General features: G+C 62.1%; 16 protein-coding genes. 10 read left to right on the top strand and 6 right to left on the bottom strand.

The features are described 5' to 3' along the window. Nucleotides 1-92: 92 nt before the first annotated feature. Together BGO80_RS16675 and BGO80_RS16670 are read right to left on the bottom strand one after the other, a co-directional pair. A complete protein-coding gene (locus BGO80_RS16675) occupies nt 93-647 on the bottom strand; it encodes an LOG family protein (protein WP_286722403.1) in 555 nt (184 codons plus the stop codon). Between the two features lie 3 nt (nt 648-650). Then, entirely contained in the window at nt 651-2,162 is a 1,512-nt protein-coding gene (locus BGO80_RS16670) for a helicase HerA-like domain-containing protein (RefSeq protein WP_286722402.1), read from the bottom strand. A 100-nt stretch (nt 2,163-2,262) separates the two neighbouring features. On the opposite strand from BGO80_RS16670, the gene BGO80_RS16665 reads away from it, so the two are divergent. Next, entirely contained in the window at nt 2,263-3,609 is a 1,347-nt protein-coding gene (locus tag BGO80_RS16665) for a TIGR03808 family TAT-translocated repetitive protein (protein WP_286722401.1), read from the top strand. Nucleotides 3,610-3,631: 22 nt separating this feature from the next. On the opposite strand, the gene BGO80_RS16660 is transcribed toward BGO80_RS16665, so the two are convergent. From BGO80_RS16660 to BGO80_RS16650, 3 genes are all read right to left on the bottom strand, one after another. Beyond that, complete coding sequence (locus BGO80_RS16660) at nt 3,632-4,624, bottom strand: MDR family oxidoreductase (protein WP_286722399.1); 993 nt, start codon at nt 4,622-4,624, stop codon at nt 3,632-3,634. 194 nt (nt 4,625-4,818) lie between these two features. Next, complete coding sequence (locus BGO80_RS16655; protein WP_126150684.1) at nt 4,819-7,092, bottom strand: NADP-dependent malic enzyme; 2,274 nt, start codon at nt 7,090-7,092, stop codon at nt 4,819-4,821. Nucleotides 7,093-7,381: 289 nt separating this feature from the next. Then, nucleotides 7,382-8,500 carry a COG3904 family protein gene (locus tag BGO80_RS16650; RefSeq protein WP_286722397.1) on the bottom strand — a complete coding sequence of 373 codons (1,119 nt, stop codon included), beginning with the start codon at nt 8,498-8,500 and terminating at the stop codon, nt 7,382-7,384. 250 nt (nt 8,501-8,750) lie between these two features. Between BGO80_RS16650 and BGO80_RS16645 the strand changes: the two genes are divergently transcribed. The 8 genes from BGO80_RS16645 (at nt 8,751) to BGO80_RS16610 (ending at nt 18,786) form a co-directional block, all read left to right on the top strand. Next, nucleotides 8,751-9,680 carry an ArsR/SmtB family transcription factor gene (locus tag BGO80_RS16645; protein WP_286722396.1) on the top strand — a complete coding sequence of 310 codons (930 nt, stop codon included), beginning with the start codon at nt 8,751-8,753 and terminating at the stop codon, nt 9,678-9,680. A gap of 162 nt (nt 9,681-9,842) precedes the next feature. Then, nucleotides 9,843-11,354, top strand: a complete 1,512-nt coding sequence (gene arfA, locus BGO80_RS16640) for an arabinosylfuranosidase ArfA (RefSeq protein ID WP_286722395.1) — start codon at nt 9,843-9,845, stop codon at nt 11,352-11,354. A 294-nt stretch (nt 11,355-11,648) separates the two neighbouring features. Further along, nucleotides 11,649-13,565, top strand: a complete 1,917-nt coding sequence (locus tag BGO80_RS16635) for an ABC transporter substrate-binding protein (RefSeq protein ID WP_286722394.1) — start codon at nt 11,649-11,651, stop codon at nt 13,563-13,565. Between the two features lie 344 nt (nt 13,566-13,909). Beyond that, nucleotides 13,910-14,914 carry an ABC transporter permease gene (locus BGO80_RS16630; RefSeq protein WP_126150688.1) on the top strand — a complete coding sequence of 335 codons (1,005 nt, stop codon included), beginning with the start codon at nt 13,910-13,912 and terminating at the stop codon, nt 14,912-14,914. A gap of 6 nt (nt 14,915-14,920) precedes the next feature. Further along, a complete protein-coding gene (locus BGO80_RS16625; RefSeq protein WP_126150689.1) occupies nt 14,921-15,778 on the top strand; it encodes an ABC transporter permease in 858 nt (285 codons plus the stop codon). Between the two features lie 3 nt (nt 15,779-15,781). Further along, nucleotides 15,782-16,822, top strand: coding sequence for an ABC transporter ATP-binding protein (locus tag BGO80_RS16620; RefSeq protein WP_126150690.1), 1,041 nt, complete (start codon nt 15,782-15,784; stop codon nt 16,820-16,822). After that, nucleotides 16,819-17,739, top strand: a complete 921-nt coding sequence (locus BGO80_RS16615) for an ABC transporter ATP-binding protein (protein WP_286722393.1) — start codon at nt 16,819-16,821, stop codon at nt 17,737-17,739. Before BGO80_RS16620 ends, BGO80_RS16615 begins: the two co-directional genes overlap by 4 nt. Before the next feature lie 105 nt (nt 17,740-17,844). Further along, nucleotides 17,845-18,786, top strand: coding sequence for a family 43 glycosylhydrolase (locus BGO80_RS16610; RefSeq protein WP_286722392.1), 942 nt, complete (start codon nt 17,845-17,847; stop codon nt 18,784-18,786). A 6-nt stretch (nt 18,787-18,792) separates the two neighbouring features. Here BGO80_RS16610 and BGO80_RS16605 read toward each other — a convergent pair whose 3' ends face one another. Continuing rightward, nucleotides 18,793-19,599, bottom strand: coding sequence for an alpha/beta hydrolase (locus BGO80_RS16605; RefSeq protein ID WP_286722390.1), 807 nt, complete (start codon nt 19,597-19,599; stop codon nt 18,793-18,795). 164 nt (nt 19,600-19,763) lie between these two features. Between BGO80_RS16605 and BGO80_RS16600 the strand changes: the two genes are divergently transcribed. After that, nucleotides 19,764-20,354 carry an ANTAR domain-containing response regulator gene (locus tag BGO80_RS16600; protein WP_126150694.1) on the top strand — a complete coding sequence of 197 codons (591 nt, stop codon included), beginning with the start codon at nt 19,764-19,766 and terminating at the stop codon, nt 20,352-20,354. The last annotated feature ends 1 nt before the right edge of the window (nt 20,355 follow it).

Below are 20,355 nucleotides of genomic sequence, written 5' to 3'. Positions count from 1 at the left end.
AGCCCAACCCGAACCGCCGCTTCACCGACAATGTGGTGCCGCTGTTTCCCAACGGCAGTGGGCCGGGTTTCGAGCCGCGGGTCTGAGCGGCTTTAGGCGGTCTGCTGTTGCAGCAGCCAATTGACCTTGTTCCAGAGGTCTTCGACAGTGTCGGCGAATTGCAGGTTCCGGTCATAGCCGGGCACCGCATGGGACAGCACGTCGCCGGCAAAGCCGCGCAGCACTTCGAAGGCGCGGTGGCGATTGAGGAAGACGATGGGCCGCGAGGGCGTGGACGACCAGGTCTCGAACAGCGCGGTGGCCGAGGCCAGTGAGCCCGGCAGGACCACCAGAATTGTCGACATCGCCGCCAGCTGAGCATGACGCGCGGCGCGCTCAGGCACCACAGAGACAGGCACATTGGCCAGAGCCGGCGGCAGCACGATGCTGGCATCGGCCAGCACATCGACAGTGCCACCAGCGGCGCGGGCGGCGGTGATCAATGGCACAGGCAGGGCGTCGTTTTCAGCCAGGCAGACCAGGCGCACGCCGCGGCGAGCGAAGAGGCGCCCGGCCTCGCCCATCAGGCTGGCGCGTTCGGGATCGCCGGGGCCTTTGTCGGAAGCGAAGATGCCGATGACGGGTGTGGTTTGCTGGAGACCGGACATGGGTCAGCGTTTTCCCTTGAGGCCGCCGAGAATGCCGCGCACCAGGGCATTGCCCAGCCGATTGGCGACGGTGCGGGCGAAGGAATTGACGGCCGCTTCGGTCGGCGTCTGGCGGGTTGAGGTGCGGCGGGGTGCGGCCGCCTTTTCCAGCCGTTCACGTTCCTTGGCATAGCGGTCAGCGTCGGCCTGACGCTCGGCATCGTATTTGGCGCGTTCGTCGGCAAGCTGCTTTTCGCGGGCCCGCTTCTGCAGCACCTCATAGGCAGATTCCCGATCGATGACGGTGTCATAGAGCCCGCCCACCGGGGAATTGGCGATGATGAAATCGCGCTCCGCCGGGGTGATGGGGCCGACCTGGGCTGATGGCGGACGAATGAGGGTGCGGCCCACCATGGAGGGCACGCCCTTGTCCTCGAGCACCGAAACCAGTGCTTCGCCGATTCCCAATTGGGTGATGGCCTCGGCGGTAGAGAAGGCGGGGTTGGGACGGAAGGTGTCGGCGGCGACCTTGACCGCCTTCTGCTCGCGCGGAGTGTAGGCGCGCAAAGCATGCTGCACGCGGTTGGCCAGCTGGGCCAGCACGCTTTCGGGAATGTCGACGGGGTTCTGGGTGACGAAGTAGACGCCGACGCCCTTGGAGCGGATCAGCTTGACCACCTGCTCGACCTTGTCGATCAGCGCCTTGGGGGCATCGTCAAAGAGGAGATGCGCTTCGTCGAAGAAGAAGACCAGCTTGGGCTTGTCGACATCGCCGACTTCGGGAAGCTCTTCAAAGAGCTCGGAGAGCAGCCAGAGCAGGAAAGTGGCGTAGAGGCGCGGCGACTGCATCAACTGGTCGGCGGCAAGGATGGAGACGAAACCGCGGCCATCGGCATCGACGCGCATGAGATCGGCAATCGCGAGCGCCCGCTCGCCGAAGAAATGGTCGGCGCCCTGCTGTTCGAGCACCAGCAAAGCGCGCTGAATGGCGCCGATGGAGGCGGTGGTGACATTGCCGTAGCGGCCGGAGATTTCCTTGGCGCGCTCCTGCACATTGCCCAAAAGCGCGCGCAGATCCTTGAGGTCGAGCAGCAGCAGCCCTTCCTCGTCGGCAACGCGGAAGGTGATGTTGAGCACGCCTTCCTGGGTGTCGTTGAGGTTGAGAATGCGGGCGAGCAGTACCGGGCCCATCTCGGAAATGGTGGCGCGCACCGGATGCCCCTGCTTGCCGAACAGGTCCCAGAAGATCACCGGAAAGACGTCGTCGTGGTAGTCGGTGAAGCCGATATCCTCGGCGCGCTTGGTCTGCCAGCCTTGCGCCTGGCCCATCTTGGCGATGCCGGAAAGGTCGCCCTTGATATCGGCGGCAAAGACGGGGACGCCGGCGGCGGAAAAGCCTTCGGCCAGGACCTGCAGGCTCACGGTCTTGCCGGTGCCGGTGGCGCCGGTGATCAAGCCGTGGCGATTGCCGTATTTGAGATTGAGATATTCCGGCCGGTCGCTCGCCCCGAGATAGATCTTGCCGTCAACGAGCATGCCGAACCTGCCATATGCTTAGAAACTGAGCCCGTTATAGCCACCCGGCCCGACACCGCCAAGCTGGAACGCATATGCGCGGTGGCACGGCATTGAGCAAATGGCACATTCATTCACCAAACCCAGCGGTTCCGCCCGCAAGGCCGGCGAAAGCTGGCATGATCGGAGCATGCAGAATGTCATGCCCAATCGTCGTCATGTGGTCGCTGGTCTTGCCGGCCTTGCAGCCTTTGCGCCAAGCCTGGCGCGGGCGGAGGTCGTACCGCTCACTCCGGATGGCAACCAGACCCAGGCGCTGCAATCGGCACTGCTGGCCAATGCCAGCGGGCGCATCAGCCTGCCGCCGGGGCGGTTCGTGGTCTATGGGCTCTCGATCCCGGGCAATGTTGTTATCGAGGGCGTGCCGGGCGCGACCTGGCTGATCGCGGCCGGCAGCGCCGTGGGCACGATTTCGGGGCAGTCGAACGTGGTGCTGCGCGATATCGGCTTTGTCGGCGACAGCGGCAGCGAGGCGCTGCTGGGGATCGAAGCAGCGCAGGGCGTCGTGCTGGAGCGGTGCAGTTTTCGCGAAAGTCCCGGCGTGGCGCTGGGCATCCACTCGGCGGCGGTGACGGTCCGCGATTGCGACTTTTTGGGGCATGGCGATGCGGCCATTCATGCCATGGATAGTCGTGGGCTGGTGATTACGGGCAATCGCATTGCCAAATGCGGCAATGCCGGGGTACGGGTCTGGCGCTCGGTCGAGGGGCCGGATGGGTCGATCATCGTCAATAACCGAATCTCGGAAATCGACTGGCGCGGCGGCGGCAATGGCCAGAACGGCAATGGCATCAATGTGTTTCGCGCTGACGAGGTGATCGTCGCCGACAACCACATTTCTGACTGCGCCTTCACGGCAGTGCGGCTCAACACCACCAAGAATACCCAGATCAGCGGCAATGTCTGTCGCGACTGCGGCGAGGTCGCCATCTTCTCCGAATTCGCGTTTTCCGGCTCGGTGGTGGCCAATAATGTGGTGGACGGCGCGGCGACCGGGATTTCGATCACCAATCTGGATTCGGGCGGACAGATCGCGGTGTGCACTGGCAATATCGTGCGCAATATCACCCCGAAATCGGCGGTGAACCCCGATACCATTCCGATCGGCATTTTCATCGAGGCCGAAACCACGGTCACTGGCAATGTGGTGGCCAATGTGCCCGGCGCTGGGATTGCGGCCGGCTGGGGGCCGTTTTTGCGCAATGTGGTGGTGTCGTCCAATGTCGTCAGCGATTGCACGATCGGCATTGGCGTGAGCGTGGTTGAGGATGCCGGTGCAGCGATGCTGTCAGCCAACCAGGTCAGCGGCAGCTATCAGCACGCCATTGCCGGCATGCGCTGGACTGAGGTGATCGAACCGGACCTGCTCGCCAATGTCGGGCGCTATCCGCATGTGACGCTGGGCTAGACACGACGCCTAGCCGGCGCGTTCACGCCTTCGGGTTGACCAGCACCCTGCCCCGGACCTCGCCCTTGAGGATCTGCGCGGCTTTCTCCGGCAGGGCGGCGAGGCCGACGTCTTCGACATTGGCGTCATAGGCGGCGAAATCGAAGAGGCCGGCGAGGCGGGACCAGGCGGCGATGCGGGCGTCATAGGGCTGCATGACGCTGTCGATGCCGGCCAGAGTGACACCGCGCAGCAGGAAAGGCAGGACATTGGTGTTGAGGGCGATGCCGGCAGCATTGCCCAGGCTGGCGACAGCCCCGCCATAGGCGATCTGGCGCAGGAGCTTGCCCAGGATATCGCCACCGACGCAGTCGATGGCAGCGGCGTAGCGGGCGGTTTCGAGCGGCTTGTCCGGCTGGGCCAGGAACTCGGCACGATCGAGCACGGTGCTAGCGCCCAGCGCCTGCAGCATAGCGGCGTGCTGGGGGCGGCCGGACAGGGCGGTGAGGGAATAGCCGAGGCGCCGGGCCAGCGCGATGGCGATGGAACCGACGCCGCCGGCGGCGCCGGTGACCAGCAACTCGCCGGACGCGGGGGTGATACCCAGGGCCTCAAGGCGGTTGATGGCCAGCATGGCCGTGAGCCCGGCCGTGCCGATGACCATGGCGTCGCGGGTGGAAAGGCCAGACGGCAGTGGCACCAGCCAGTCGGCCTTGACGCGCGCCCGCTCGGCATAGCCGCCCCAATGGGTTTCGCCGACGCGCCAACCGGTCAGAACGACCTTGTCGCCGCTCGTGTAACGGGAATCGTCGCTTGAGCGAACGGTGCCGGCAAAGTCGATGCCGGCGACGTGGGGATAGCTGCGGACGAGACCGCCCTGGCCGGTGAGGCAAAGGCCGTCCTTGTAGTTGAGACCAGCCCAGTCGACATCGACGGTCACATCGCCGTCGGGCAGCCGGGCGTCATCGAGGGTCTCGATGCTGGATTGGCTCTTGCCGTCGACTGGGGCTGTGGTGACCAGGGCGCGAAATGTCATGGATGTGCTTCCTCCGGCCCGCCTCTCCCAAAGCGGGTGTGACTAGTGATAGCGCAAACCGTGGCCGTGGAAAGGCGGAAGGTGCGTTGGCCAAGGCGTTATGCCTGCCCCAAACCGAAACGCCCTCGGGTCAAGCCCGAGGGTGACGGCCAGTAGATACCAAGAGGTCGGTACGCCCACACTCTCACAGTGGCTTAAAGTCGGCCTGCGGCTTCGGTGGCGGCGATGGCGGCCATGTTAACGAGGCCGCGGCTGGTGACGGTGGGCGCGACGATGTGCGCGGGTTGCTTGGTGCCCATGAGGATGGGGCCGATATGGAGGCCGTTATTGAGCTCCTTGAGCAGGGTCATTGAGAGGTTGGCGGCTTCAAGATTGGGGAAGACCAGGAGATTGGCTTCGCCTGACAGCACCGAGTCCGGAATGTAGCGGGAGCGCAGTTCGGCATTGACGGCCAGATCGCCCTGCATTTCGCCTTCGACGACAAGGTCGGGGGCGACGGCTTTGAGCTTGTCGTAGACCTCGCGCATCTTGATCGAGGTGTCGCCGTCGCGGGAGCCGAAATTGGAATAGCTGAGCAGCGCGGCGCGCGCCTCGATGTTGAAGCGCTTGAGGTGGTCGCGGGCCTGCAAGGTGATGGCCACCAGTTCATCGGCGGTGGGGTCGATATTCACATAGGTGTCGGCAAGGAAGAAGACACCGCGATTGAGCAGCAGCATGGAGAGGGCCGAGAGCTGGTTGGACTCCTCGGACAGCCCGATGATCGAGTGGATATCGCGGGCATGCTTGATGAAGCGGCCCTGCAAACCGCAAATCAGTGCATCGGCTTCGCCGCGACGCACGGCCAAGGCACCGATGACGGTGGTGTTGGTGCGCACGATGGTGCGGGCGGTGTCGGGGGTAACGCCCTTGCGGCCGACCAGTGCGTGGAAATCGGCGACATAGTCGCGATAGCGCGGGTCGTCTTCGGGGTTGATGATCTCGAAATCGCTGCCCGGACGGATGGTTAGCCCGAAACGCTCCAATCTTGATTCAATCACAGAGGGGCGGCCGATGAGGATCGGCTTGCCAATGCCGTCTTCGAGAATGACCTGAGCGGCGCGCAGCACGCGCTCGTCCTCGCCTTCGGCAAAGGCGATGCGTTTATTGGCGGCCTGGGCGCGCTCGATCATCGGCTTCATCACCATGCCGGAGCGGAAGACGAAGCGGCGGAGCTGATCCCGATAGGCGTCGAAATCAGCGATGGGGCGGGTGGCGACGCCAGAATCCATCGCCGCCTTAGCGACGGCCGGGGCGATGCGCAGGATCAGGCGCTGATCGAAAGGATTGGGAATGAGATAGTCGGGTCCGAAAATCGCCGGCACACCATGGGCGGTGGCTTCGAGGCCCGGCTCATGCGCCAGCTTGGCGATGGCGTGGGCCGCGGCGGCCTTCATCTCCTCGTTGATGATGGTGGCGCCGCAATCGAGCGCGCCGCGGAAGAGAAAGGGGAAGCAGAGGACGTTATTGACCTGATTGGGATAGTCCGAGCGACCAGTGCAGACCAGTGCATCGGGACGGGCTTCCTTGGCCAGTTCCGGCATGATTTCCGGTGTGGGATTGGAGAGGCCCAGGATCAGCGGATTGGGGGCCATGTTCTTCATCATTTCGGGCTTCAGCGCCCCGGCCTTGGAGAGGCCGACATAGATATCGGCGCCGTCCATGACCTCCGCCAGCTCGGTCTTGTCGGTGTCCTGGGCAAAGGCGCCGCGCCAGCGATCGACGGAATTGTCGCGCTTTTTGGTGACGAGGCCCTTGGAGTCGGCGATCCAGATATTTTCGCGCTTGGCGCCCACAGCGATCAGCATGTTCATGCAGGCAATGGCGGCGGCCCCTGCCCCCGACGTGCAGATCTTGACCTTGGAAATGTCCTTGCCGACGAGACGCATGGCATTGATGACGGCGGCGGCAACGATGATGGCGGTGCCGTGCTGGTCATCGTGGAAGACCGGGATATTCATGCGCTCGCGCAGCGCTTCCTCGATCTCGAAACATTCGGGGGCCTTGATGTCCTCAAGATTGACGCCGCCGAAGGTCGGCTCCAGCGGGGCGACGATCTCGATGAATTTCTTGGGGTCCTGCTCGTTGACCTCGATATCGATGGAATCGATGCCTGCGAATTTCTTGAACAGGACCGCCTTGCCTTCCATCACCGGCTTACTGGCCAGGGCGCCGATATTGCCCAGGCCGAGCACAGCCGTGCCGTTGGAGATGACGGCGACGAGATTGCCCTTGGAGGTATAGCGATAGGCGTCAGCGGGATTGGCGGCGATTTCTTCGCAGGGGGTGGCGACGCCGGGGGAATAGGCGAGCGAGAGGTCGCGCGTATTGGCCAGAGGCTTGATGGGGGTGATCTCCAGCTTACCCGGGCGCGGATATTCGTGGAAATGCAGCGCGGCTTCGCGGAGGCTCTGGGCCTTGTCTTCGGACATCGATCTCTCCCTTAGGGGTTACCGCCTCCCCAGGCGGGCGCCCTAGAAAACAGGTCGAGGGCGCGGGAGAAAGTTATGCTTTAGTCGAAGAGGTGTCGCGGGGGCGCGTGGGGATTTTCCGCGGAGTGGGAGAGCGGGGGGCGACGACACAACCACCACACGTCACCCTCGGGCTTGACCCGAGGGGCCTGAACTTTCGGAGGCACCGGCAAGCGAAAAGCCCTCGGGGCAAGCCCGAGGGTTACGATCGTGGGTGGGGAAGGCGCGGTGCGCCTGTACATTTGCGGTTCTAGAAGAACAGGTCCCGCGTCACTTCGCCGACCGGGCTCAGGAACATCGTGGTCATGGCGCCCTTCTGGAAGATGGAGCGGGCGACATTGCCGGTGCCGCCGAGGCTGGACCAGCCATTGGGGCGGAAGAAAAGCGTGAGCATGGGGCGAATGTCGCCCTCTATGCCGGCGCCGGTATAGAGGGCGATATCGGCGTCGCCATTGCCTTCAAGTTGCGCGGACGGGAAGCCGCAGAAGGTGAGCCCGAGCGGATTATCGGGGCCGAGACGATAACCGGTGATGGCGGCGCCGGTGGAGTCCTTGCCAATCTCGGTCATGGCGGCTTCGGTGATGCGATCAATCAGAGTGCTGGGAAATGTGCTCTCATGCTCGGACAGCAGATAGATGCAGGCATTGTAGACAGCATCGCCCAGGCTGGTCTTCTGATCGTCGATGGCCAGTTCGGGCGGTAGGGCACTGCGTGTGAGGAAATAGTCCTCGCCGGTGGTGATGTCATAGGTCTCATCAGGGCCCATGGAGACGATGTAGCCGAGCACATTGGCATCGACATTCCAGTTCACCAGTTCGCGCACCATGATGGCGATATCGCCGCGGGTGGCGCCGAGCACCTCGTCGAGACCGAACTGCGCAACGAGGCCATCGAGCGCATCCGGGGCGAAATAGGGCGCGTGGAAGCCGAGAATGGCGCCGGGGGCGACCATGCGATCGATATAGACGCCGATGCCGTCCTGGGTGGAATAGCCGGTGCCGCCGAGAAAGGCGAAGGCGCAGGCGGAATAGCACTCGGCACCCGCCTCAACCACGGAGGCGATGCGGTTGTCGCGCAGGAACTGAGCCATGGTCAGGCCCTCGACATAATTGCCGCCGGGGCTTTCGAGAGTGATGACGGCGCAATTGCCGCCTTCAACCGGCAATTGCTCGAAACCGCAGGCGATATTGGCGTCGAAGAGCGTTTTCAGCTGATCGACATCGCCTTCCACGACCGGCCCCTCGAAATGCAGATGCGGGACGGGGTGGCTCAGCGAATAGCTGTCCGAGACCAGCGTCACCGTGCCGGCGACGGCGGGCGTGGCCAGGAGCGCCAGGCTGGCGATGACGCAAAGGCGGGCAAAAGACATGGCGGCGGAACCTCCCAAGGATAGGGGCAAATTAGCGCGGGATTTCGGGCAGCGCATACCCTGTTCAGGGGCGTTGGCATTGATGCCATTGCTGCAGGAGACCATGGGCACGCATTCAAATCGGTAATCGTGATAGCCGCGAAGGCCAAGGAAATTAGCCCGATTACGTCATCAATATGACAGTTTGTTTGACTGTTTCATATTTACTGATACACAATACTGATCTTCATTGGGTGTCGTTAGTCGCAGCATGAGCCGCAATTTCCTTGTCGTGGATCCCGAAGAGGACCTAGACGTTCTCAAGGGCCTGGCGTCCGCTATTCGTGTCAAAATATTGAAATTGCTGCATATTGAGGGGCCGCTCAATGGCAATGACATTGCCGAGCGCCTGAGCCTGCCGCAATCTACGGTGTCGACCAACCTGCAGATTCTGGAAAATGCCGGGCTGATCCGCACCGAAACGCAGAAGGCGCGCAAGGGCAACCAGAAGATCTGCCACTCCACCTTTGACGAGGTGCTGGTGATGTTCAAGGAAGATATCGGCCAGCTGCGCTCCAACACGATTGAAGTGGCGATGCCGCTGGGGCTCTATACCAGCTGCGACGTCTCGGCGCCGTGCGGGCTTTGCTCGACCGAAGGGATTATCGGCCTGCTGGATGTGCCTGACACCTTTCTCGATCCGGAACGGATGAAAACAGGCCTGATCTGGTTCACGCGCGGCTATGTGGAATACCAATTTCCCAACAATGCCAAGCTGGCACAGAACACCATTGAAAGCATGGAATTTTCGCTGGAACTGAGCTCGGAAGTGCCGGGGACTTCGGCCGATTGGCCCAGCGACATTACGCTTTCCGTCAACGGCACCGAGATCGGCACCTGGCTGTCGACCGGGGATTTCGGCGACAAGCGCGGCGTCTATACCCCGGACTGGTGGAAGCTCAAGGGCAGCCAATATGGCAAGCTCAAGAGCTGGCGGGTGACGGAAAACGGCACCTTTATCGACGGCATGAAGATTTCGCCGGTTTCGCTGGCCGATCTGGACCTGGCCAATCACCACTCGATCCGGCTGCGCATTGCGGTCAAGGAGGATGCCAAGCATCCGGGCGGCATCAATATTTTCGGCCGCGGCTTCGGCAACTATGACCAGGATATCCTGCTGAGGCTGCATGTCGCGGGCTGAGACCGGCCGGCATTGCCGGAGTCTCGGCTGCACGTCCCTGCTCTGGTGGGCACCAAAAATGCCACATAAAAATCATACAAATGACGCTTGCAAGCGCAACGGGGCGCCGCTAAAACCGCTTAGCTGATATAAATCAGAAAAACGGAATTAGTGGAGGACACGGTGAAAGCGTCCGTTATCGCGAACAAGGACTATACGATCTCGAAAATCGACGACCGTGTCTATGGGGCTTTTCTCGAGCATCTCGGCCGTGCCGTTTACGAAGGTATTTACGAGCCGGACCATCCGAGCGCCGACAAGGACGGCATGCGCGGCGACGTGGCCGAGCTGGTGAAAAAGCTCAACGTGCCGGTGGTGCGCTATCCGGGCGGCAATTTCGTGTCGGCCTATAACTGGGAAGACGGCATCGGCCCGCGTGAGGAGCGCCCGACCCGCCTGGACCTGGCCTGGCATACCTCGGAAAGCAACGCCGTGGGCGTGCATGAATTCGCCGACTGGTGCGCAACCGTGGGCACCGAAATGATGCTGGCGGTCAATCTCGGTTCGCGCGGCGTCGACGATGCGCGCAATTTCCTCGAATATGTGAACCATCCGGGCGGCTCTTATTGGAGCGACCTGCGCATCAAGAACGGCCGCAAGGAGCCGTGGAACGTCAAGATGTGGTGCCTCGGCAACGAGATGGACGGCCCCTGGCAGGTTGGCCACAAGGATGCCGACGAATATGGCAAGCTGGCCGCCAACACCGCCCGTGCCATGCGCATGTTCGACAAGAGCCTCGAGCTGATCGTCTGCGGCTCCTCGCATATGGACATGCCCAGCTTCCCGGATTGGGAACGCATCGTGCTCGAGCACACCTATGATCACGTCGATCATATCAGCCTGCACATGTACTTCGCCAATCGCGACGACAATACGCCGAACTATCTGGGCCTCAGCCACAAGCTGGAGCGCTATATCGACACGGTCGCGGCTACCATCAAGCAGGTGAAAGCCAAGAAGAAGAGCAAGAAGGATATCTATATTTCCTTCGACGAGTGGAACGTCTGGTACCACTCCAACCAGCAGGACCGCAAAATCCTCGATGGCAATGATGGCTGGCCGCATGCGCCGGGCCTGCTCGAGGACATCTACAATTTCGAAGACGTGCTGATGGTGGGGTTGATCCTCAATACCTTCATCCGCCGTTCGGATGTGGTGAAGATCGCCTGTATCGCGCAGCTGGTGAACGTGATCGCGCCGATCATGACCGAAAAGGGCGGCCCGGCCTGGGCGCAGACCATCTACTACCCGTACTATTTCGCTTCGGTCTATGGCCGCGGTACGGCACTGCAGCTGGTGACGTCGTCGCCCGGCTATGAAACCACCCATGCCGCCGACACCCCCTTCGTCGACATCTCGGGCGTGCATAACGAGGACGAGGGTGTTTTGACCTTCTTCCTGGTTAACCGCCACACCAGCGAGAGCATCGAGACCGAAGTGAGCCTCCAGGGCTTTGCCGGCGGCACTGTGATCGATCACCAGGTGATGACGCATCCGAACCTCAAGGCCGTGAACACCGCCAAGAAGCAGGATGAAGTCGCGCCGAAGAAGGGCGAAGGCGCCCGCATTGCCGATGGCAAGCTCAGCGTCGCCCTGCCGCCCTATTCCTACCAGATGGTGCGCGTGAAGATCTGAGGCCCGGCTCAGGCAGAGTGAAATGGCTGTCCGCCTCTTGCGGGCTGGACAGCCATGAGGGCGCGGTCACAGAGGCGCGAGGGGGAAATGACATATCTCCGCGCGCCTCGACCAAAGGCTTGAAAACAAAGGGCGTATCCCTCGGGATGCGCCCTTTTGTATTTTATATCATAGATTTGGATTTATATCACAACCTCCATTGACAACCTGAATGGGGAGGTTAAGTATGACTTATGGTGCAGGCCCTGAGCCCGCCGCAAACGCGCAACAAGCGCGTCAACTGGGAGGACATCGATGGATAGACGCAGTTTTCTGATCGGCACGACGGCCGTCGGCGCAATCATGGTGGCGGGCAATGGCCTGGCCATGGCGCAGGAGGGTTCGGCGCCCGACCTCACCCAATTCCCCCGCAACGAAACCGTTATCGTCCACAATCCGGAAGGCGTGATCCGCAATCCGGGCTGGTTCAATCTGTGGGCAGTGGGCGCCGGCAACGGCATTTCCAACGGCACCCACAACCTGACCACCGACACGCTGTGGTTCATCGATCCGGATGCCGGCGTTGAAGGCGCGAGCGAGAACGCCATCTACAATTCGCTGGCCGACGACCTCTGGGAATATAATGCCGACTTCTCGGAAATGACCGTGAAGCTCAAGCAGGGCATTTTCTGGAGCGATGGCGTCGAGTTCACTGCCGACGACGTGGTGTTCACGGTCGAAAAGCAGGCTTCAACCCCCGGCACGCCCTATAACGGCGCCTTCTCCAACCAGGTCGCCGAAGTCACCGCCCCCGACAAATATACGGTGCACTTCAAGCTCAAGGCGCCGAATTCGCGTTTCCACGCCCTGTTCTGCGTGCGCTGGACCGCCGCCTGGATCATGCCCAAGCATGTCTATGAGAATGTCGACATTCTCACCTACGAGGCCAATCCGCCCGTCTCCATCGGTCCCTACACGCTGCATTCGTTCGACCCGAACGGCACCTGGTATGTGTGGCAGAAGCGCGAGGACTGGCAGCGCACGGCCATGGGCATGATTGCCGAGCCAAAGCCGAAATACATCATCTATCGCAACAACATCACCACGGATAACCGCCTGATCGAGATCCGCAACGGCAATCTCGACATGGTGCACGACCTGACGCCGGAAGGCACGTTCTCGGTGGTGCAGCAGGACCCGCAGATCCAGGGCTGGTTCCCGGGCTTCCCCTATGCCCATCCCGATCCGACGCTGGTGATGGCGATCTTCAACCACCAGAACCCGAAATTCCAGGACAAGCGCGTGCGCTGGGCCCTGGCGCTGATGCTGGATGCGCGCTCCATGTCGATGGCGTCCTATCGCGGCGCGGCGACGCTCTCGGCCATTTCGGTGCCCCCGACCGGCACGCATCCGCGCGACTATCATGCGCCGCTGCAGGAGTTCATGATTAACTACGAGATCGATACGGGCACCAGCAAGGTGAAGCCCTACGATCCCAATATCGGCACGCAGATCGCCGACATGGTGCGCCCGCAATTCGGCGACGCCGTGCCGACCGACGAAACGGCGGTGCGCAACGCCTTCGGCTATGGCTGGTGGAAGCAGAATATCCAGGCCGCAGAAGAACTGCTGACCTCGGCCGGCTTCACCAAGAACGGCAACAAGTGGATGATGCCGGATGGCTCGCCATTCGACTTCACCGTGATGGTGCCGCAGGAAGGCGTGGTCAATCGTCTCGGCGTGATCATCGCCCAGACCTGGGCCCAGAACGGCATCGGCGCTTCCGCCATGGTGGATGCCACCACCTGGGATCGCCAGCGCGTCGGCGACTATGAAGTCAATATCGCCTGGGCCGTGGAAACCTGGGGCGGTCACCCCGACCTCAGCTTCTTCATGGACAGCTACCACTCGGCCTATGTCGCCGAGCCCGGCAAGTCGCAGCCGGATCGCAACTGGATGCGCTGGAAGGATCCGCGCCTCGACGAGATCATCGAAGCCATCCGCAAGGTCGACTTCAACGACCCCAAGGGCATCGAGCTGGGCCACGACTTCATCAAGCTGCATCTCGAAGAGATGCCGAATATCCCGATCATGGCCTACAACGTGTTCTCCATCCAGTCGAACAAGTACTGGACCGGCTGGCCGAACGCCGAGAACAACTATGCCAACCCGGTCACCAACTGGTCGAACGGTCGGTATATCTTCACCCAGATCGCCCCGGCGGCGAGCTAAGCTCCTCCCTGGTGGCCCGGCCAAGTCCGGGCCGCTCCCGCGGGGGCGCGGGCAACTGCGCCCCCGACGTTTTTCCCCAGATGAGCGAGCCCCAGAACAAAGGCCTGCCCCCTCCCCCATGCGGAGCCGGGTGCGGCGCCGGAACAAAAAGCTTTCTGCGACGGGATCGGCGCATCGAACTGTGTTCGAGGGCCCGCCCCAATCCCGATGCTCCGGCGGAGCAAAGGGGCAGAGGCCGACAAGATGCCCCACACCCCGGATTTCCCGCCACGCGTGAAAATCCTGCCCTGCCCTGTTGGCGGGGTGCGCGGTGGATGGCGGCGCAAGGACGTTGAGGAGTCCGAATGCGAAGTTATCTCCTGTTTGCCGGAAAACGGCTGCTGCAATTGTTTGCCGTGATCTTCTTCGGCGTGTCGGGGATGTTCTTCATCACCTATCTGTCGCCCATCGATCCGGTGGAGCAGGTGCTGGGGCGGCTTTCGTCGCGCTCAAACCTGTCGCCGGAATCCATCGCCTCGACGCGCGAGGCCCTGCAGGCGATGTTCGGCACCGACCAGCCGGTGTTCCAGCAATATCTGAGCTACTGGACGCGCATAGTGCGTGGTGACCTCGGCGCGTCGCTGATGGCATTTCCGACGCCGGCCATGGAACTGGTTATGCGTAGTCTGCCCTGGACCATGGGGCTGATGATTTCAGCGACGATGATCACCTTCGTTGTCGGTAACATCATGGGCGGCCTCGCGGGCTACTTTCAGGACAACCGCTTCCTCAAAGCCTTTGGCGTTATAGCCATGGCTTTGCAACCGATCCCCTACTACATCGTGGCCTTCATCATCCTCATCATCTTCGGCTTCCTCTGGCCGGTACTGCCGATCTCGGGCGGCTTTTCGATGGAGGTAAGGCCGGGCCTTACACCGCAATTCATCTTCTCGGTGTTGCAGCACTCACTACTGCCGGCGCTGTCGCTGGTTCTGGTAGGCTTGGGCGGCTGGTTCATCGGCATGCGGGCGCTGGTCTCCAATATCGTGACCGAAGACTATGTGACCTATGCCGAGCTGGCCGGGGTCAAGCGCCGCACCATTGTGGGCGGCTATGTGATGCGCAATGCGATGGTGCCGCAGGTGATGGCGCTGGCCATCGTCATCGGCCAGGTGTTTTCGGGCACCATCATCATCGAGCAGGTGTTCAACTATCCGGGCCTGGGTTCGCTCCTGGTCGATGCGGTGAACTATGGCGATTATTCCACGGTGATGGCGGTGGCGACGATCTCCGTCGTGGCGGTGGCCTCGGCCATCTTCATCGTCGACCTGCTGCACCCCCTTCTCGATCCACGCGTGCGGGCGGAGTAAGAGACCATGTTTGCCGTCTTCCGCGACCTCATTCGCTATAATGTGGAATTCGCCATCGGCCTGGTGCTGGTGGGTCTGGTGGTCATCTTCGCCGCCGCCAGCTATTTCGCGCCGGTGGATCCTTCACTGATCTACACCACCATTCCCGACCAGCCGCCTTCGGCCCAATTCTGGTTCGGCACCAATTCGCGTGGGCAGGACCTGTTCTGGCAGCTGTCCGAGGCGTTCAAGAACAGCCTGATCTTCGGCCTGACCGTGGCCTTTCTCAGCCGCATCATCTCGATCGCGGTGGGCCTGACCGCCGGCTATGTCGGGGGCTGGGTGGACCGGGTGCTGATGTTCATCACCGACATTTTCGTGTCGGTGCCGATCTTCCCGATTCTGGTGCTGCTGTATTTCGTGCTGCGCAACAATATGGACAGCACCACCATGGCGCTGATCCTGGCCTGTTTCGGCTGGCCATTCGACGCGCGCCTCATCCGCTCCATCGCGGTGGGCCTCAAGCATCGCGAATTCACCCGTCACGCCGTGTTCGCCGGCATGAGCACCCGCAAGGTGCTGATGGAAGAGCACCTGCCCTATGTCATGCCCATCGTGTTCTCGACCTTCATGAACAATATGCTGTGGTCGATCGGACTGGAAGTGACGCTGGCGGTGCTCGGCTTCACCAATATCAACACCCCCACCATCGGCACGGTGCTCTACTGGGCCAACAGCCATTCGGCCATGGTGGTGGGCACCTGGTGGTGGATCGTCATCCCGGTGATCCTCATCGTCATCACCTTTGTCGGACTGTTCCTGCTCGCCATGTCCATGAACGAATATATCGACCCGCGCAGCCGCCTGCGCCGCATGGGAGCCTGAGCCATGAGCCGTGACAGCAAGGAAGACGTGCTCAAGGTCGAGGGCCTCAAGGCCTATTACCAGATGAACTATTTCGGCGTGAGCCGAGAGGTGCGGGCCGTCGATGGCATCACCATGAACATCAAGAAGGGCGAGGTCTATGGCATTGCCGGGGAAAGCTCCTCGGGCAAGACCAGCTTCATCAAGGTGCTGGCCGCCGCCATTCGTCCGCCCCTGCGGGTGGTCGATGGCACGGTGAAGTACAATTTCAAGAGCGGCCCGATCGACGTCGCCCATGCCAGCCCGGCCCAGATCGAGGCGGTGCGCTGGAAGAACCTCAGCTATATCATGCAGGGGTCGATGAGCGTGCTGAACCCGGTGCGCAAAATCGGCAAGACTTTCCACGATTTTGCGGCACGGCCGCTGGGTCTGTCGGGCAAGGCGTTCGAAGCGCGGGTCTTAGGCCATCTGGAACGGCTGAAGCTGCCGGCCGAGGTGCTCAACGCCTATCCGCACGAACTGTCCGGCGGCATGCGGCAGCGCGTGACCATCGGGCTGGCGACGGTGTGCCACCCCGAATTCATCATTGCCGACGAACCGACCACGGCGCTCGACGTGGTGGTGCAAAAGGAAGTGCTGAGCCTGATCCGCGACATTCAGGCGGAGATGAATTCCTCGGTGGTGTTCGTCACCCATGACATGAGCGTGCACGCCAATGTCGCCGACCGCGTAGGCATCATCTATGCCGGGCGGCTGGTGGAGGAAGGCCCGACGCGGCAGATGTTCTTCACCCCCAAGCATCCCTATACCGCCCATCTGGTGGCCAGCCTGCCGCGCATCGGCGATACCCAGCAGCGCCCGGCGCTTGAGGGGCGTCCGCCCAATCTGGCCGATCCCCCGAGTGGGTGCCGCTTCCACCCGCGCTGCCCGCTGGCGGTGGATAAATGCAAGCAGGAGGCGCCGCCCATGGAAGTGGTGGCACCGGACCAGCGCAGCGCCTGCTGGCGCTGGCAGGACGTCAAGCCGCTGGTCGGGGCGGCCAAACCGGCAGGAGTGATGGCATGAGCACGCTGCTCGATATTCGTGACGTCTCCAAGAGCTTCCGCATGGGCGGCCTGTTCGGCCGCAAGACCGTCAACGCGGTGATGGATGCCAGCTTTTCGCTGTCGATGGAGAACCCGGAAATATTCACCGTCATCGGGGAATCCGGCTCCGGCAAGACGACGCTGGCCCGGATGATCCTGGGCCTGGAAGACCCCACGGAAGGGGAAATCCTGTTCAGGGGACAGAAGGTGGACCGTAAGGCCGGACGGGCCGAGCGGCTCAAATTCATGGCCAATGTGCAACCGGTATTCCAGAATCCGTTCGAGGCGTTCAATCCGCTGAAAAAGATCGAGCGCTATCTGGAGTCGACGGCGCGGCGGTTTCTCGACACCTCCGACAAGGCGGTGATCGACCGCGCCATGGACGAGGCTTTGCAGAAGGTGGGGCTAAGCCTCAAGGAAGTGCGGGGGCGCTTTCCGCACGAGATGAGCGGTGGGCAATTGCAGCGCGCCGCCATTGCGCGGGCTCTGATCCCCAATCCGCCGCTGCTGGTCGCGGACGAGCCGGTATCGATGGTGGATGCGAGCCTGCGCATGAGCATCGTCAATCTGCTCAAGAGCCTGCGCGACGATCTCAAGGTGTCGGTGATCTACATCACCCACGATCTCGCAACGGCCTATTACATTTCCAACCGGCTGATCATCATGCAGCGCGGTCGGATCGTGGAAATGGGCGATGCGCGCACCGTGCTCGACAACCCTCAGCACCCCTATTCGCGGCTGCTCAAGGCCAGCGTGCTCTCGACCGACGATGCCGGCGACGGCAAGCTCAAGACCGATCCGGAAATGGTGAGGCTGGCCGCGGAGTCGGTGGGCCGGGAGGGGCGGCTGGTGGACAGGCCGGATGGGCGCAGCGTTCGGGTGTATGAAGGCGCTTAGGGGTGTTGTCGTCGGGCCGTGCCGGCCAGGAATGGCCCTCGGATCAAGTCCGAGGGCGGCGCGGCGTATGCGAGAATATCGGACAGAAGTTTTTGGAGTTCTGAGATGAGTGCACCGATTTTTCGCGATCCGATCCAGGATGGCGCGGCGGACCCGGTGGTGGTGCGCAAGGAAGGCACCGGTGAATACTGGATGTTCTACACCAATCGCCGGGCACAGATGGACGAGCCGGGTTTCGGCTGGATCCATGGCTCGCCGATCGGGATTGCGGTGTCCAGCGATGGCGGCGCCAGCTGGCACTATCGCGGTACAGTGAAGGGGCTGGATGCGCCCGGCGATAACGGACTCAACACCCATTGGGCGCCGGAGATCATCTGGGCCGAGGGGCAGTATCACATGTTCCTCAGCTATATCACCGGCACGCCGACGCATTGGAAGGTGCCGCGCACCATCACCCATTTCACCAGTCCCGATCTCGAAAACTGGACGCGGGTGGGGCCGCTAAAGCTCTCGAGCGGCAATTGCATCGACGCCTGCGTGTTCAAGAGCCCGGATGGGCTGTGGCGCATGTGGTTCAAGGACGAAGGCCAGGGCTCGAGCACCTGGAGCGCCACCAGCACCGACTTGATGGACTGGACGCTGGAGGGACTGGTCTTGCCCGGCTCGCCGGATGCGCCGCCGCATGAGGGGCCGAACGTGTTTGAACTGGGCGGCTACTACTGGCTGATCACCGACGAATGGCGCGGCCAGGCGGCCTATCGCTCCGACGATACCATCAACTGGACACGACAGGGGTTGATCGGCACCGAGCCCGGCAGCGATCCCATGGACAAAAAGTTCGTTCGCCATGCCGATGTGGTGGTCAATCGCGACCATGCGGCGATCTATTATTTCACTCATTGTCTCTGGGACGAAGTGAGCCAGGCCGCTGGTCCACCCGATATTGCCGCGCGGGCCACGGCCATCCACCATGCGAGGCTGACCGTAGTGGACGGCAAACTGGTTTTCGAACGCGACGTACCGGCGGATCTGGCGCTGCTGGCCTGAGGCAGTTCAGTCGAGGTATTGCGAAAGGAAAGCGGCGACATCTGGGAGGACCGGCGCGAGATGTCGTACCGGTCGGCTGAGGGCCAGAAGCGTTTGCGGGTGCCCCAATTGCGGGTAATGGCGCTCCTCGACAGCGTTTCCCATGACGCGCAGGCGATTGGCCAGCGCGACGGTGTTGCGGGGCAGGACCAGATTGTCCTTGTCACCTGTGCCCAACAGCATTGGCGGCGCCTTGCGGGCCACATGCGCTATGGGCTGGGTATCTTCCGGGTTGCTGACGCCACCGAAGACGCGCCGGGAGATCGGCCCGTCGAATGGAAAAAAATCGTAGGGACCGGATAGGCCGACCACGCAGGCAATGCCGGCGGGCGACGCCAGCCGGCTTGCATAGGCCGGATGGAGCGCCAGCATGGTGGCATTATAGGCGCCGGCCGAGTGCCCCATGAGCGCCAGACGCGCGGGGTCGCCGCCATAGGTGGCGATGTTGGTTGCGACCCAGTCGAGCGCCGCGACGCCATCCTCGAGAAACACCGGATATTCGATGTCGGGCACGAGGCGGTAGTCGGCGATGACGGTGACATAGCCGAGCGCGGCAATGGCCCGACCGGCGAAATCGTAATTGGTTCGATCGCCGTCGCTCCATGAGCCGCCATAGATGAAAAACACCACGGGACGCGGGCCGACCGACATGCGAGGCGCATAAATATCGAGCCGCTGGCGGGGATGGCTGCCATAGGCTATGCCGCGCGCAAGCTCGCGCGAGCCTGCATCCTTGGGGACGAGGAGGTTGAACAGCTGAAGTAAAGACGGCAAGACAACGCCCCCGGAAACACGCGAGCAGCTACGTGCGCTGATGCCAAATTGTTTCGCCTACAGGGCGACAGCGTGGCGAAAAGAACTGGCGCAGGCGTAAAATGGCTAGTAATTGCGCAGGTTCATGGCTTGCATAATGATTGTGCATCTCATACCCGTAAGCCATGACGTATGCCGCCCTTTCCATCCTGGTCATCGACGAAAACCGCATCCGGGCTTCGATCATCGAGGATGGATTGCGCGAGGCGGGCCACCACAAGGTGGCGGTGATCCATGACGTCAACGAAGTCGCGCGGACCATCCAGCAATCTGCACCCGACGTGATCATCATAGACCTGGAAAATCCCAAGCGCGACACGCTGGAACACTTCTTTTCATTGAGCCGCGCGGTGCAACGCCCGATCGCCATGTTTGTCGATCGCTCGGACGGCGCGATGATCGAAAAAGCGGTGGAGGCGGGGGTGTCGGCCTATGTCGTGGACGGGCTGCGCAAGGAGCGCGTCAAGTCGATCATGGACATGGCGATATCGAGGTTCAACGCCTTTTCGCGCCTGACGCGGGAACTGGAAGAAGCGCGCAGCGCGCTGGAAGAACGCAAGATCGTGGACCAGGCGAAGGGCATCTTGATGAAAACACGTGGCCTGAGCGAGCCGGACGCCTATGCGCTGCTGCGCTCCACCGCCATGAACCAGAACCGACGCATTGTCGATATCGCGCAGAGCCTGATCACCGCCGCCAGCCTGCTCGGCCCCTAGG

The sequence above is a fragment of the Devosia sp. 63-57 genome (genome assembly GCF_001899045.1).
In the GTDB taxonomy this organism is placed as follows: domain Bacteria; phylum Pseudomonadota; class Alphaproteobacteria; order Rhizobiales; family Devosiaceae; genus Devosia; species Devosia equisanguinis.
Note: the sequence above shows the minus strand (reverse complement) of the source record. Positions and strands in the feature narration are given on the sequence as shown.

Excerpts from the sequence above, each read along its gene's own strand:
- BGO80_RS16665 (WP_286722401.1), top strand. The coding sequence starts at position 2,263 with ATGGCACATTCATTCACCAAACCCAGCGGTTCCGCCCGCAAGGCCGGC.
- BGO80_RS16635 (WP_286722394.1), top strand. The coding sequence starts at position 11,649 with ATGGATAGACGCAGTTTTCTGATCGGCACGACGGCCGTCGGCGCAATC.
- BGO80_RS16670 (WP_286722402.1), bottom strand. The coding sequence starts at position 2,162 with ATGCTCGTTGACGGCAAGATCTATCTCGGGGCGAGCGACCGGCCGGAA.
- BGO80_RS16615 (WP_286722393.1), top strand. The coding sequence starts at position 16,819 with ATGAGCACGCTGCTCGATATTCGTGACGTCTCCAAGAGCTTCCGCATG.
- BGO80_RS16650 (WP_286722397.1), bottom strand. The coding sequence starts at position 8,500 with ATGTCTTTTGCCCGCCTTTGCGTCATCGCCAGCCTGGCGCTCCTGGCC.
- BGO80_RS16645 (WP_286722396.1), top strand. The coding sequence starts at position 8,751 with ATGAGCCGCAATTTCCTTGTCGTGGATCCCGAAGAGGACCTAGACGTT.
- BGO80_RS16630 (WP_126150688.1), top strand. The coding sequence starts at position 13,910 with ATGCGAAGTTATCTCCTGTTTGCCGGAAAACGGCTGCTGCAATTGTTT.
- BGO80_RS16655 (WP_126150684.1), bottom strand. The coding sequence starts at position 7,092 with ATGTCCGAAGACAAGGCCCAGAGCCTCCGCGAAGCCGCGCTGCATTTC.
- BGO80_RS16610 (WP_286722392.1), top strand. The coding sequence starts at position 17,845 with ATGAGTGCACCGATTTTTCGCGATCCGATCCAGGATGGCGCGGCGGAC.
- BGO80_RS16675 (WP_286722403.1), bottom strand. The coding sequence starts at position 647 with ATGTCCGGTCTCCAGCAAACCACACCCGTCATCGGCATCTTCGCTTCC.
- BGO80_RS16600 (WP_126150694.1), top strand. The coding sequence starts at position 19,764 with ATGACGTATGCCGCCCTTTCCATCCTGGTCATCGACGAAAACCGCATC.
- BGO80_RS16620 (WP_126150690.1), top strand. The coding sequence starts at position 15,782 with ATGAGCCGTGACAGCAAGGAAGACGTGCTCAAGGTCGAGGGCCTCAAG.
- BGO80_RS16660 (WP_286722399.1), bottom strand. The coding sequence starts at position 4,624 with ATGACATTTCGCGCCCTGGTCACCACAGCCCCAGTCGACGGCAAGAGC.
- BGO80_RS16625 (WP_126150689.1), top strand. The coding sequence starts at position 14,921 with ATGTTTGCCGTCTTCCGCGACCTCATTCGCTATAATGTGGAATTCGCC.